Here is a 14,017-nt window from a genome sequence, read left to right as displayed (position 1 = left end):
TATCATGTATACCGATAAAGTTATGGATCATTTTACTAATCCCCGTAATGTAGGTGAAATAAAAGACGCCGCCGGTGTGGGGGAAGTGGGCAATGCAAAATGCGGCGATATCATGCGGATTTATTTGCAGGTAGAGAATGATATCATTACCGATGTAAAATTTAAAACGTTCGGTTGCGGGGCCGCCATTGCCACCAGCAGTATGGTAACAGAAATGGTAAAGGGGAAAAACCTGGACGAAGCCCTGGAAATTTCCAATCAGGCCGTTGCGGAAGCCCTGGGCGGATTGCCGCCTGCCAAGATGCACTGTTCGAATCTGGCAGCAGACGCGCTGCACGAAGCAATAAAAGACTACATTGCCAAAAAAGGAAAGTGATAAATTAATGGCGGTCAAACCCAGAGTGGTTGTAGCCATGAGTGGAGGGGTGGACAGTTCTTTAACTGCCGCCCTTCTTGTTCATCAAGGCTATGATGTTATCGGCGCAACAATGCAAATATGGGAAAAAGAACAGGTTAATGATAATCCGGACAGCAGAGGCTGTTGTTCCATAACGGCTGTCGACGATGCGCGGCGGGTTGCGAACAAATTGGGCATTCCCTATTATGTTCTTAATTTCCGGGATATGTTTCAGGAAACGGTCATTGATTATTTTATGGCCGAATATACGGCTGGCCGGACCCCGAATCCCTGCATTGCCTGCAATCGTTATTTAAAGTTCGAAGGCTTTCTTGCTAAAGCGCTGGCACTTGGCGCGCAATATGTTGCGACCGGTCACTACGCTCAGATTATGTATGACGACGAACGGCGGCGTTATATCCTCCGCAAAGGGCTGGACCCTGCCAAGGATCAGTCCTATGCGTTATATCACCTTAATCAGGAGACGCTGCGGCATTTTTTAATGCCCTTAGGCCGCTTTGCCAAAACCGACACCAGAAAAATGGCCAGAGAGCTGGGGCTGTCGGTTGCCGATAAGCCTGACAGCCAAGAGATCTGTTTTGTGCCCAATGATGATTATAAAGCCTTTCTGAAAGAAAAAATCCCTGCTGCTTTAACCCCGGGCCCTATTGTCGATACGGCCGGCAACATACTGGGCAAACATCAGGGCGTGCAGTTATACACCATTGGGCAGCGCAAAGGCCTGGGGCTGGCAGTCGGCAAGCCTTTGTATGTGGTCGCGCTTGATGCGGAACTCAACCGGGTAGTTGTTGGTTCCGATGAGGATGTTTTTGCGGCCGAGCTTATTGCCGGTGATCTTAATTTTATCGCGATTGATAAGCTGGAGGAGCCGCTGGCTGTAGAGGCAAAAATACGCTACAGTGCGCCGGCGGCGCCGGCAACCGTCAGCCCGCTTGGCAACGGCCAGGTCCAGGTGCGGTTTACTGCGCCCCAGCGGGCGATTACCCCGGGGCAGTCGGTAGTTTTTTATCATGATGATATTGTTATTGGCGGCGGCATTATTATCAGGTAACTTTTTGGATAAAATTTTCTCAGACATACCAATGATATAAAGACTTCGATTCTGGTTATACTAATACTACAATCTGTTGTGGAGGCCGCTATGCAAAAAATACGCGAATTATTTGGCCTGCCTGTGCTGATTACCGGTACTGGTGTACAGATTGGCGAGGTACAAGAAGTTATTATTGACTTGGAACAGGCTGCCATGCGGGGAATCGTCCTGGCCGGCGCCAATTGGTTCAGTAACGACCAAGGGATTGTGTTTGAGGATTTATCCAGCATAGGCAGAAGCGCTATTATGGTTCGGGCCAATTATGCCGTCCAGGAGCTAACACCGGCCATGATGCCGGGAACCGTAAAATATGTGCGGGATTTGCTGGACAAGCAAATTTACACTGATGCCGGATTAAGTTTGGGTATATTGGTTGACGCTCTTTATGACAGTACTACCGGTGAAATAAAGGCTTATGAGATTTCCGACGGCCTTCTCACCGATTTGCTCTATGGTCGCAGAATTATGCCGTTGCCGCAAGCACAAGTTGTTGGTCAGGATAAATTAATCGTTCCAGACACGATGACCGATCTTCTTATACCTGAATCTAAAGAGGTGTGAGGTGTGGGGGTATATGACAACTTGTCCTGTGTGCGGGCAGCGGGGAATCGGCAAGGTAGGTGCCGACCAGTACTACTGCTGGGATTGTTGTGTAGAGTTTACGGTGCGGAATCAGGCCGTCAAAATTTTCAATGTCGAGTCTGACGGCACGTTGACACAATATGATGATCTGCTGCAGGGTACTGTTAATTTAGAGGTACAAAAGGGGTGATATGATGCGCAGTAAGTTTTGGCAAGGGTTGCTCTGGGGTGGACTTGTAGGAACAGCACTCGGCGCCATCATAGGTCCCATGGCTAAACCACAGAAAAAGCCGCTGTTTGAATACAGTACTGACACGGTTGCCGATACTACCCGCGATTTGATGCGGGGTGCGCGCCGGGCCCGTAAGCGGTTGATGAAAAAGCTGGATTGATATCCGGTAATAGGGAGGCCAGAAGGTCTCCTTTTTTCTTATTATACAGGAGGATGGTATGCATTTGACGAAAAAGCATGTCCGGCTGGCAATTGTCATCTTATTTTTGCTGGGAACTGTGTATTTTCTGTGGCTTGTCCGCAGCGGCCTGTATCCGTTTATTATTGCGCTGCTGCTGGCCTACCTGCTTAATCCGCCGGTTTGTTACCTGGAAACAAAGGGACTGTCAAGGGGCTTGGCCATTACCGTGGTATATGTCGTTTTATTTGCGATTGTGATCCTGGGAGGGACGCGTCTTATTCCAATTTTTGTCAGGGACCTGGAAAGTTTCGCCAAAGAGCTGCCCCAGATCTTAAGTAAAGTGGAAGAGCTATTTTATCTGCTGCAGAATCATTATCACAATTCTGTTTTACCTCATTCCATGCGGATTGCCATTGATGATGCGATATTGTCGCTGCAACAGGCCGGGCAGGGTTTCGTCCGGGATCTGACCGACGGCATCATGGGTCTGATTGCCCATTTTATCGGCCTGGCAATCACCCCGATCCTGGCATTTTATTTTCTGCATGACTGGCGGCAGATTAAAGCAGGCTTTATCCGGCTGATTCCCTGCCGCTGGCGCCACGAATATACGTTAGCGTTAAAAGATGTCGATAAAGTATTGAGCGGAGTAATCAGAGGCCAGTTGACGGTGGCTGTCATTGTCGGTGTTTTAGTGAGTTCAGGGCTCTATCTGTTTAACCTTCCGTTTGCCTTACTTATTGGCATTGCTGCCGGTTTGCTGGATGTAATCCCTTATTTCGGCGCCTTTATCGGGGCTACGCCGGCAATAACGCTGGCGCTTCTAGAATCACCGGTGCTGGCAGTAAAAGTGGCCTTATTATTTTTTGCCATCCATCAGCTGGAAAGCAGTATCATTAGTCCTAAAATCCTCGGTGAAAGTGTAGGGTTGCATCCAATTACGGTTATTTTTTTTCTTTTTGCCGGCGGCGAGTTATTCGGAGTTATCGGCATGCTGCTGGGCGTGCCGGTGGCAGCGGTAGGCAAAGTACTCATTAAGCACGGTATCAGGATGTTGGTCTAAACCCACACCAAATATTGACACTAAATCTTAAATTGTAGTATAATTCCAGAATAATGGAGTAAATATAGCATATGGAGCTGATTGAAGTTGAAACAACTAACCGGAAACGAATTGCGAAAACTGTTTCTGGATTTTTTTGCTGGTAAAGACCACCTGGTTCAGGCCAGCGCCTCACTTATTCCGGAAAATGACCCGTCCCTGCTCTTGATTGGCGCCGGCATGGCTCCTTTTAAGCCCTTTTTTACCGGTAAAATGAAACCACCCCATCCGCGGATTGCCACAAGTCAAAAATGCGTCCGTACCGGTGATATCGAAAATGTGGGGCGGACTGCACGGCATCATACTTTTTTTGAAATGCTGGGTAATTTTTCTTTTGGGGACTATTTCAAACAAGAAGCGATTGCCTGGGCCTGGGAATTCCTGACTGAATACCTGGAAATGCCCAAGGATAAGCTTTGGATTACTATCCATACCGGTGATGACGAGGCTTTTGCCATCTGGCATAATGATATCAAAATACCGGCTGACCGCATAATCAGAATGGAAGAAAACTTCTGGGAGATCGGCCCCGGGCCCTGCGGGCCCTGTTCGGAGATCCATATAGATTTAGGTGAGGACCGCGGCTGCGGCCGGCCGGACTGTGCAGTGGGCTGCAACTGTGACCGGTATTTGGAGATCTGGAATCTGGTGTTCACTCAGTTCGACCGGGATGAAGCCGGCAATTATACCCCACTGGCCAAGAAGAATATCGACACCGGGGCCGGTTTGGAGCGGATTGCCTCTGTTTTGCAAAATAAGCGGTCTAATTTTGAAACCGATTTACTCTATCCAATTATTGAATATGCTGCCGGTATTGCCGGTGTTGCCTACGGCCAGTCGGCAAAACAGGATGTATCGCTTAAGGTAATTGCCGATCATGGCCGGAGTATGACAGTGATGATTGGCGACGGCGTATTACCCTCGAATGAAGGACGCGGTTATGTATTGCGGCGCATTCTGCGCCGGGCGGTGCGCCACGGCCGCCTGCTGGGAATTGAAAAACCGTTCCTGACCGATATTGTCGATGTTGTTGCCGGGCTGTTTGCGCAGGCCTATCCTGACATTCATGATAAACAGGAATATATTAAAAAAGTTATCCAATTGGAAGAAGAACGGTTTCATAATACCCTGGCCCAGGGGATTGAACTGTTAAACAGACAAATTCAGGAGCTGGCCCGGGCCGGGGAGACGCTGCTGGACGGAGCAACCGCTTTTAAGCTGTATGATACCTATGGCTTCCCCTGGGAGCTTACCGAAGAAATTCTGAGTGAACATAATATGATGCTTGATAAACAGAGTTTTGATCAGGCTATGGCCGAGCAGCGTGAACGGGCTCGTTCTGCCCGCCAGGACAACGGTGAAAAAATTCTCATCCCCGATTTATCCGGTTTGGTAACAGAATCTCTCAGCTACAACCCGGAAGCCGAAGAGGCTAAACTGGTTTTACTGTTACGAGAAGGTACTGTTGTGGAAGAAGCCTTTGACGGGGATGAGGTCGCTGTTATTCTTGATGCTACGCCGTTTTATGCCGAAGGCGGCGGCCAAGCCGGCGATACGGGTGTGCTTACAGGCTCGCTGGGAAGGCTGGAAGTCACCACCACCCGCAAGCTCCCTGACGGGACGATTTATCATGTTGGCCAGATCAGCGAAGGCTTGTTGAAAACAGGCGAGGTTTTGAATTTGGCAGTCGACTATGCAAGACGCCGTCATATTGCCAGAAACCATACGGCAACCCATTTGCTCCATGCCGCTTTAAAGCAGGTATTAGGCGGGCATGTCAATCAGGCCGGCTCTGCGGTTGACAGCAGCAGACTGCGGTTTGATTTTACCCATTTTGCGCCTGTCACCGAGCAGGAACTGGCTGAGGTCGAGAATATCGTCAATCAAGTGATTCTGGACAATACCTGCGTGGGCATTATTGAGACAACCCAGGAAATTGCCAGAGGCATGGGGGCTATGGCGCTCTTTGGCGAAAAATATGGCGACAAGGTACGGGTCGTCGTCGTAGATAATTTTAGTAAAGAACTGTGTGGCGGCACCCATGTTGGCGCGACGGCAGAAATAGGGTTGTTTAAGATTGTCAGTGAGGCCGGCATCGGGTCCGGCCTGCGCCGGATTGAGGCTGTTACGGGCCAGGGGGCTCACGCTTACTTACAATCGCAGTCTGAGCTGATTAAAGAAGCCGCAGCCGCTCTCAAAACCAGGCCGGAGGAAATCACTGTCCGGATTGAGGGGCTCAACGCCCGTGTCCGTGACCTGGAAAAAGAGCTGGCAATACTTAACACCAAGCTGGCCAAAAACGAAGTACAGGAACTTTTAGCCAAGGTTAAAGTGCTTAATGATGTCAAGGTTGTAATTGGCCAGGTAGCGGCAGCAGATATGGAAAACCTGCGGTCAACGGGAGACCTGGTGCGCGAGCGCCTGCAGTCCGGGGTTGTGGTACTTGGCGCTGTTAATGGGGACAAAGTTAATTTTATTGCGATGGCCACTCCCGATTGTGTTGCCAAGGGTGCCCATGCCGGGCAGATTATTAAAGAAACCGCCAAAGTTGCCGGCGGCGGCGGCGGCGGCCGGCCGGATATGGCGCAAGCCGGCGGCAAACAACCGGCCAAGATCGGCGAGGCTTTACAAGCGGCCGAGCAGATCATTGCCGCGCAAATTAAGTAAATTATTCTTTTTACAGGCAGGCGTAATGCCTGCCTGTAAAAAAATAAACTGATCTACAGGAAAACGCTGGTCCAGGTAGAATATATATGGTAATACCTTGTAGATAATATAAGGAAGGAGGGGGCTTCATGACCAATATATCGCAGGAAACGATGATGTTTAAAGTCAATAATGACGATACCAATGCCGCGGAAGTAATCCTGACGACTGTTTATCAATCCCTAAGGGAAAAAGGCTACAACCCCATTAATCAGTTGGTCGGGTACCTTTTATCCGGTGATCCGACATATATAACCAGCCATAATAATGCCCGCAGTCTGATCCGGAAGCTGGAAAGAGACGAAATTATTGAAGAGTTAGTGCGGGCCTACCTTAAAGATAAGTAATGGAATATCGTGTGCTTGGTCAGACAGGTCTTAGTGTTTCCAGACTATGTTTTGGCGGACTTACTATTGGCCCCTTGCAGTCAAACCGGCCCTTGGCCGACGGAATTGCCGTTATTCAGGCGGCATTTGACGCAGGGGTCAATTTTATTGATACGGCCGAGCTGTATGGTACATATCCTTATATACGGGAAGCGTTACGCAGGGCCGGCCAGGACATTATCGTCGCTTCCAAATCCTATGCCTACACCTATGAAGCCATGCGGGCCAGTGTTGAAGCGGCCTGCCGGGAGCTAAAGCGGGATTATATCGATATCTTTATGCTCCATGAACAGACCTCGCGCATGACCTTAAAAGGCCATGCGGAAGCACTGGCCTATTTGAGTGATGCCAAACGGCAGGGACTGATCAGAGCCGCCGGGGTATCAACCCATACGGTGGATGTGGTGCGGGCGGCGGCGCTGCTAGAAGAAGTCGACGTGATTCACCCGCTTATTAATAGTAAAGGTATTGGCATTGCCGACGGTACAGCCGCAGATATGCTGGCGGCCATCCGCTTCGCTGCCGACTGCGGCAAAGGCATATACGCGATGAAAGCCTTAGGCGGCGGTCATTTGAACCATATGGCCGAGCAGGCTTTTGCCTGGGTGCTGGCTCAGCCTGGCATTACCTCCATTGCTGTCGGCATGCAAACAATCGAGGAAGCCATTCTTAATGCCCAGGTATTTTCCGGCCAGGCCCCGGACAGCAACTTATGGGCCAAAGTCGCCAAGACTCCCCGCCGGCTGCTGATTGAGGACTGGTGTGTTGGCTGCGGGCAATGCACGCAGCATTGTCCGACGCAGGCTATAACCGTGATCCAGAATAAAGCCAGGGTAGCCCAGGAGCAATGTGTATTATGCGGTTATTGCGGCGCTTATTGCCCGGAATTCTGTTTAAAAATAATCTAAATGGGTAAAATATGTAAATAAGCAGGAGGAATTATGCGTATACTAGCACTTGATGTCGGGGATAAAACCATTGGGGTGGCAGTCTGCGACGAATTAAGACTAACCGCACAGGGCGTTGAGGTAATTAAACGCACCTCTGTTGACAAGGATTTTTCCAGACTGAAAGAGCTTATAGCTCAGTATGAGATTGGGCTGCTTGTGATAGGTCTGCCGAAAAACATGAATGGAACGCTTGGTCCGCAGGGTGAACGGGTAAAAGAATTCGGTACGGCTCTGGGCAAGGCCGTACCTCAGGTTGAGATCAAATTCTGGGATGAACGGTTGTCCACCGTAGCCGCGCAAAAAGCCCTGATTGCAGCCGATGTCAGCCGCGCCAAGCGCCGGCAGGTAATCGACAAAATGGCGGCAGTTTTCATTCTGCAAGGCTATCTTGACAGTTTGTCCTGAACGGTCACCCCTGCCAGCGGTTTCCTTGACAGGATATCCTTTCTAGGATAGAATAAGAGTGCGTATGAGTAAAAAGAGGTGAAAAAAATGGCTGATAACGACCAAGACGATATGATGGAGCTTGACGAGCCGGTAGTAGTCATGACTGATGAAGAAGGCAACGAATACTATTATCGCGAAGATATGATTGTTCCTGTCGGTGATAAGCGCTTTGCTATACTGGTCCCAATCGATGTTGATGAAGAAGGCTGCGAATGCAGTGATGACAGCTGCGGCTGCGGCTGCGGCGATGAAACGGATGTATTTATCGCCCGGATTGACGTTGACGAAAATGGTGAAGAAATTTACCTGGATCCAACAGATGAAGAGTTTGAACAGGTTCGTAAGGCGTACGAGGAAATGGTTTTTGAAGACGAGGAAGAGTAACAAGAACAAGATTTTCTATCCCCGCCGCAAAGTCTAATTTATGAATTCTGATAGGGATAAAAAGAAGCCGTAAGGCTTCTTTTTTAACGCTATTTGTCTCCATAGGGATTATATATTATAATATAATAGCTATGTTAAGATGAAAGAGGGATAGTGGATGATCATGCTTAATCATTCAATTATAAAAAGAGCCATTACCGGCGTTATTGCCGCTGCCTTAGTCATGGTCGGTGCCGCTGTCGGGTGGACCATGACGCAGCCGGCCGGCAGCTCTGATGAACTGCATCTTATTACAATTAAGCCAGGCACACCGACCAAGGTAATTGCCGAGGAATTAGCCAGCCAGGGATTGATTAAAAATACTCTGGTTTTCCGGGTAGCGGCCAGGCTGGAAGGGGTGGAAAACATGCTGCAGGCCGGCGAGTACGCGATTAGTGCCAACATGCCGGTACAGCAAATGCTGGCCATCATTTCCCAGGGTCAGACCGCCTATCAGCAATTTACTATTCCGGAAGGCTATACGGTTGATCAAATTGCCCTGCTTTTAGCAGAGAAAAACCTGGCTGATCCGGAGAAGTTTAAGGCACTTGCCAAAAACTTTGCGCCATTTTCCTACATGACGGCTAATCCTGACAGCAAGTACCAGGTGGAAGGCTTTATATTTCCGGATACGTACCGGGTGGCAAAGGGAGTAACGGAAGAAGAGCTGCTTATGATGATGGTTCAGCAGTTTGACGCCAAACTGACGCCAGATCTGCGCCTGCGGGCTTCTGAACTGGGATTCTCCCTGCGGGAGGTGGTCATCTTAGCATCACTGGTCGAAAAAGAAGCCCAGCTGAGCGAGGACAGGCCCGTAATTGCCGGGGTGTTTGCCAACAGGGTAAAACTGGCGATGCCTTTGCAATCCTGCGCCACAATACAATATATCCTTGGTTATCCGAAGCCGGAGCTTACGATTCAGGACACCCAGATCACCTCCCCTTACAACACCTATCAGATTATGGGCTTACCGCCGGGCCCCATTTCTAATCCCGGCAGTGCAGCAATCCAGGCCGTATTGTTTGCGGACAAAACCGATTATTTGTATTTTGTTGCCGATAAGCAGGGGAAGCATCATTTTAGCAAAACCTATGAGGAACATTTAGCAGCCATTGAACAGGTGCAAATTTAATGGACAGTACCATGCAGGTATTAACCTTGATGGAGGCTTATGCGGATACCCAGCATGTGCCGATCATCAGCCGGGAAGGCAGGCTGCTGCTGCAGGCAGTGACCGCAGCCGCTAAGCCGGCAGCGATACTAGAGATCGGAACGGCCATTGGTTATTCAACCTTGCTGTTGGCGGCTGCTATGGGGCCAAATGGCCGGATCATTACACTGGAAAAAGACGAAGACCGGCTTGCTGTGGCCAAACGTTTTTTGGCTGATGCCGCGCTGTCAACTCCGATACACTTGATCGCGGGCGATGCCGGCGAAATAATACCCCGCCTTGCCGGTCCCTTTGATTTAGTATTCATTGATGCTGCCAAGGGGCAGTATCTTGACTATTTACATAAAGTGATGGATAAACTTTCTCCAGAAGCTGTTGTTATTGCCGACAATGTATTATTTAGAGGCTGGGTACTTGATGAGCAAGCTGCCCCCAGGCGCTTTCGCACGATTATTAAACGCCTTAAGGCCTATCTGAATTTTGTTACTACCGACCAACGCTTTAAGACGACAATCCATCCTCGTGGTGACGGCATGGCTGTATCCTATTACCAGGGAGAGACAAAAACGTGAGAAAACCTGAACTTCTAGCGCCTGCGGGCAATTTGGAAAAACTTAAAATGGCCCTTATTTACGGGGCCGATGCTGTGTATATGGGCGGCAAAGCGTTTGGCTTGCGGGCCTTCAGCGATAATTTCGCGCAGGATGATCTGCGGCAGGGAATTGCCTTTGCTCACAGTCTCGGTAAGAAGGCTTATATTACGATTAACATTTTTCCCCATAATGACGACCTGACAGCGCTGCCCGATTATATCAGGGATGTGGCCGCTATGGCGGCAGATGCCATTATTGTATCTGACCTGGGGGTGTACCGTATTGCCCGGCAGGTAGCCCCGGGCCTGCCTATCCATATCAGCACGCAGGCCAATTGTACCAACTGGGCCACTGCCCAGTTCTGGCAGGAGCTGGGCGCTGCGCGCATAGTTCTGGCCAGAGAGCTTTCTCTGCGGGAGATTGGCGTGATCAGGCAGAAAGTTGATATTGAACTTGAGGCTTTTGTGCATGGTGCGATGTGTATGTCTTATTCCGGGCGGTGCCTCATCAGCAACTACCTGACAGGGCGTGATGCCAACCGGGGGGAGTGCGCGCAGCCCTGCCGCTGGAAATATCATATAATGGAAGCAAGCCGCCCGGGAGTCTACTTGCCGGTACTGGAAGATAACCGTGGCACCTATATCTTTAATTCGAAAGATTTATGCCTGCTTAGTCACCTGCCGGAGCTGGCGGCCAGTGGCTTAAACAGCTTTAAGATTGAAGGCCGGATGAAAAGCGTGCATTATGTGGCTACGGTTGTTAAAGTATACCGCGAAGCTATCGATTGTTACGCCAGCTCACCCCAGGATTTCCAGATCAAAGCAGGCTGGCTTGATGAATTGCAGAAAGTCTCGCACCGGGAATACACAACCGGGTTTTACTTCAATAAAACCTCGGCCCAAGACCAGATTTACACCTCCTCCAGTTATACCCAAACCCATGATTTTGTGGGTCTAGTCAAAGAATATGACCCGGTATCGGGCCTGGCGCTGATTGAACAGCGCAATAATATGAAGGTCGGGGAAGAAATTGAGATTATGCAGCCCGGACAGGAAAATTTCCGGCAGAGGATTAGTCAGATGGTTAACGCTGACGGTATTCCCATTGACGTGGCCCCTCATCCCCAGCAGCTTGTAACGATGCCGGTAAACAGCCCGGTGGTGCCCTATTCCATGCTCCGCCGGCCGGAGAAACGGGAGCACAGCCATGGATAACCTGATATATATTCAAGTGGAACCCAAGGATGTTAATTTTATCAACCGGGTCATGGAAGGCTACGAATATCTGGGGGTAGTGAGTACACTGGACCGTTTTGCCGGCATTCTTGTTATACGGGCCACACCTGATACAGCCGGGGAAGTGCATAAGATACTGGCCCATCTCCCGGTGAGCGTCCAATATGTTGAACGCTGAATAACCTGTTGCCACTATAAGCCATACTATACCTACTAATGACTTAGCAGGTGATAGTATGGCTTATTCCAGCCGGCGTATTTATCAGTTGGTTTTATTTTTTTTGGTATTCTCCGGCCTGCTGCTCTTGCGGCTGTTTTATCTTCAGGTTATCCACGGGCCGCAGCTGGCCTTGGAGGGGCTCAGCATTCGCGTGCAGGAACTGCCTGTGGATGTTGCCAGAGGCGAAATCCTGGACCGTAATCATGTACCGCTGACTAACACCTCCCAGCAATACAGTATTGTTGTTTTCCCGGGGCAGATTGAGGATAAAACGGCAGCCGCCTTTAGCCAGATCGACAATATTGTCCAGCTGCCGCCAGCGGTGCTGGCGGCGGGGTTGCGGCGGTTAAACACCAACGAATATCCTTTTCGCCTAGCTGCCGTGGAGAGCAGTACGGCCAATCAAATTAACGAAAGGAAGCTGCCTGGTATTGTGGCCGTCGCAGAAAAGATTCGCTATGGGCACGGTGCGCTGGCGGCGCATGTGGTGGGCTATATCAATGCTGCCGATAACCGGGGGGTGAGCGGGATCGAAAGCATGTATGACGCTTTGCTCCGGGGCAGTCAGCCTGAATATGTAGCCGCTATAGTGGATGCCGGTCAGCAGCTGATACCCGGCTTGGGCTATAAACGGATGAAACTGGCGACAGGCACCAGGGAAACCAATGTGGTCCTGACAATTGACAAGCAGATTCAACAAAAAGTGGAAGATATTATGAACCGCACTGTTCTGAAAGGCGCAGTGGTGGTCATGAGCCCCGAAAGCGGCGAGATACTGGCCATGGCCTCACGGCCGGCTTTTGATGCCAACCATCTCAGCCAATACCTGGAGCAGAGCAGTTCCCCCCTGCTTAACCGGGCAGTTTCCTCGTTTCAGCCTGGTTCGGTCTTTAAATTGGTCGTGGCCGCGGCTGCCTTGGAGAACAAAACGGTAAAAATGAATGATGTCTTTTTTGATCCCGGCTATATTGACGTTAATAATATCAGGTTTCAGGGCTGGGATTATGAGCAGGGACCCAAAGGCCACCTGACAATAACTGAGGCCATGGCCCATTCCAGCAACCCCGTGTTTATTCAGATCGCTTTGCAGTTAGGCGCGGAAAAATTGATCACTATGGCCCAAAAGCTTGGTTTTGGATCACGGACTAAGCTTGATTTTTTTGGCGAGAGTGAGGGGAATTTGCCGGAAGCGGACCAGCTTTATCCCGGGGATTTGGCCAATCTGGCCATTGGTCAGGGGTATTGCGAAGCGACACCGGTACAGTTGGCGCAAACGGTGGCCACGATCGTCAATGACGGCATTAAGGTCGAACCCTATATTGTCAGCGAACTTACCAGCCAGGAAGGTTTAACTGTTAAAAACTTTCATGACTCCAGGCCGAAGGTACGGGTTATGTCCCGCCAGACCGCGGAGAGAGTGCGGGGAATGATGGGAGCCGTTACCCAATATGGTACAGGCCAGGCCGCCTATGTGGACGGCTTTGGTTCGGCCGGCAAAACCGGTTCAGCTGAAACAGGGCGGACAAATAAAACCGGCCAGGGGATTAATCATGCCTGGTTTGCCGGTTTTACCCCGCTAAAAAAACCGGAATATGTAATTGTCGTGTTTGTGGAAGAGGGAATGTCCGGCAGTAACGTTGCCGCACCGATTTTCCGGGAAATAGCCACTGCCATCGTCAAAGAGTGAGGCAATCCGGCTTAAAGGCCCAGGCCGAAGTTTTTTAGTAGTCAAACGGGCAAATATATGCTAAAATGTAAAAGCTAGTGAGCAGATGTATTTTTTGGCAGTAGCTGGCTTAGGCTAAAGAGCTGGAGATGATAGAATGACGGCGTCTACCGCGCGAGTACTGGTTCTGCACGGACCTAACCTGAATCTACTGGGGAAGCGTGAGCCTGAAGTATACGGCAAAACTACACTTGACGATATTAATCACTTGTTAAGCCGGCGGGCTGGGGAGTTGGGTATTGAGCTAACGATTGTCCAAACTAACCATGAAGGTATAATGGTTGACACGATTCAGCAGGCTCAGGGTAATTTTGCCTGTATTATTATTAATCCTGCGGCGTTTACCCACTATAGCATTGCGGTGCGGGATGCGCTGGCCGCCATTACGGTCCCCGCTGTGGAAGTGCATCTATCCAATATTTACCGGCGGGAAGAATTCCGCCAGCATTCCGTGATCTCGCCGGTGGCAGTAGGCCAGATAGCCGGCTTCGGCGCAACAGGGTATTTGCTGGCCCTGGAGGCGGCATACGCTTTGATAAGGGGTGCGTAAGC

Annotated in this window: 17 protein-coding genes; all 17 read left to right on the top strand. The window is 50.1% G+C overall.

The window, feature by feature from the left end; translation table 11 throughout:
* Nucleotides 1–4 precede the first annotated feature (4 nt).
* Nucleotides 5–376, top strand: coding sequence for a Fe-S cluster assembly scaffold protein NifU (gene nifU / locus ACZ481_RS13110; RefSeq protein ID WP_464765834.1), 372 nt, complete (start codon nucleotides 5–7; stop codon nucleotides 374–376).
* Nucleotides 377–383: 7 nt separating this feature from the next.
* On the top strand, nucleotides 384–1,469 hold the full coding sequence (mnmA, locus tag ACZ481_RS13105) for a tRNA 2-thiouridine(34) synthase MnmA (protein WP_464770625.1): 1,086 nt from the start codon (nucleotides 384–386) through the stop codon (nucleotides 1,467–1,469).
* A gap of 90 nt (nucleotides 1,470–1,559) precedes the next feature.
* The gene (locus ACZ481_RS13100) at nucleotides 1,560–2,072 is read left to right on the top strand and encodes a PRC-barrel domain-containing protein (protein WP_464765833.1); all 513 of its coding nucleotides are present in this window, start codon (nucleotides 1,560–1,562) and stop codon (nucleotides 2,070–2,072) included.
* Between the two features lie 13 nt (nucleotides 2,073–2,085).
* Nucleotides 2,086–2,283 (top strand): hypothetical protein, encoded by a 198-nt coding sequence (locus ACZ481_RS13095; RefSeq protein ID WP_464765832.1) that lies wholly within the window; start codon nucleotides 2,086–2,088, stop codon nucleotides 2,281–2,283.
* A gap of 79 nt (nucleotides 2,284–2,362) precedes the next feature.
* Nucleotides 2,363–2,485: a hypothetical protein gene (locus ACZ481_RS13090; protein ID WP_464765831.1), complete on the top strand. Its 123-nt coding sequence runs from the start codon at nucleotides 2,363–2,365 to the stop codon at nucleotides 2,483–2,485.
* 58 nt (nucleotides 2,486–2,543) lie between these two features.
* Nucleotides 2,544–3,569, top strand: coding sequence for an AI-2E family transporter (locus ACZ481_RS13085; protein WP_464765830.1), 1,026 nt, complete (start codon nucleotides 2,544–2,546; stop codon nucleotides 3,567–3,569).
* 87 nt (nucleotides 3,570–3,656) lie between these two features.
* Entirely contained in the window at nucleotides 3,657–6,275 is a 2,619-nt protein-coding gene (gene alaS, locus ACZ481_RS13080; protein WP_464765829.1) for an alanine--tRNA ligase, read from the top strand.
* Nucleotides 6,276–6,403: 128 nt separating this feature from the next.
* Nucleotides 6,404–6,661 (top strand): IreB family regulatory phosphoprotein, encoded by a 258-nt coding sequence (locus ACZ481_RS13075; RefSeq protein WP_464765828.1) that lies wholly within the window; start codon nucleotides 6,404–6,406, stop codon nucleotides 6,659–6,661.
* A complete protein-coding gene (locus ACZ481_RS13070; protein WP_464765827.1) occupies nucleotides 6,661–7,608 on the top strand; it encodes an aldo/keto reductase in 948 nt (315 codons plus the stop codon). Before ACZ481_RS13075 ends, ACZ481_RS13070 begins: the two co-directional genes overlap by 1 nt.
* A gap of 33 nt (nucleotides 7,609–7,641) precedes the next feature.
* Nucleotides 7,642–8,055, top strand: coding sequence for a Holliday junction resolvase RuvX (gene ruvX / locus ACZ481_RS13065; protein WP_464765826.1), 414 nt, complete (start codon nucleotides 7,642–7,644; stop codon nucleotides 8,053–8,055).
* Nucleotides 8,056–8,142: 87 nt separating this feature from the next.
* Nucleotides 8,143–8,481, top strand: coding sequence for a DUF1292 domain-containing protein (locus ACZ481_RS13060; protein WP_464765825.1), 339 nt, complete (start codon nucleotides 8,143–8,145; stop codon nucleotides 8,479–8,481).
* Nucleotides 8,482–8,638: 157 nt separating this feature from the next.
* Nucleotides 8,639–9,652 (top strand): endolytic transglycosylase MltG, encoded by a 1,014-nt coding sequence (gene mltG, locus ACZ481_RS13055; RefSeq protein WP_464765824.1) that lies wholly within the window; start codon nucleotides 8,639–8,641, stop codon nucleotides 9,650–9,652.
* Entirely contained in the window at nucleotides 9,652–10,263 is a 612-nt protein-coding gene (locus ACZ481_RS13050; protein WP_464765823.1) for an O-methyltransferase, read from the top strand. The genes mltG and ACZ481_RS13050 overlap by 1 nt, the downstream gene beginning before the upstream one ends.
* Nucleotides 10,260–11,498, top strand: a complete 1,239-nt coding sequence (locus ACZ481_RS13045; RefSeq protein ID WP_464765822.1) for a peptidase U32 family protein — start codon at nucleotides 10,260–10,262, stop codon at nucleotides 11,496–11,498. Before ACZ481_RS13050 ends, ACZ481_RS13045 begins: the two co-directional genes overlap by 4 nt.
* Nucleotides 11,491–11,697 (top strand): DUF4911 domain-containing protein, encoded by a 207-nt coding sequence (locus ACZ481_RS13040; protein ID WP_464765821.1) that lies wholly within the window; start codon nucleotides 11,491–11,493, stop codon nucleotides 11,695–11,697. The genes ACZ481_RS13045 and ACZ481_RS13040 overlap by 8 nt, the downstream gene beginning before the upstream one ends.
* A gap of 58 nt (nucleotides 11,698–11,755) precedes the next feature.
* Nucleotides 11,756–13,426: a peptidoglycan D,D-transpeptidase FtsI family protein gene (locus ACZ481_RS13035; protein WP_464765820.1), complete on the top strand. Its 1,671-nt coding sequence runs from the start codon at nucleotides 11,756–11,758 to the stop codon at nucleotides 13,424–13,426.
* 136 nt (nucleotides 13,427–13,562) lie between these two features.
* The gene (gene aroQ / locus ACZ481_RS13030; RefSeq protein WP_464765819.1) at nucleotides 13,563–14,015 is read left to right on the top strand and encodes a type II 3-dehydroquinate dehydratase; all 453 of its coding nucleotides are present in this window, start codon (nucleotides 13,563–13,565) and stop codon (nucleotides 14,013–14,015) included.
* Nucleotides 14,016–14,017: the final 2 nt, after the last annotated feature.

This window comes from Sporomusa intestinalis (assembly GCF_055383785.1).
The sequence above is the reverse complement of the archived record's forward strand: the minus strand, read 5'-3'. Positions and strand labels throughout refer to the sequence as shown.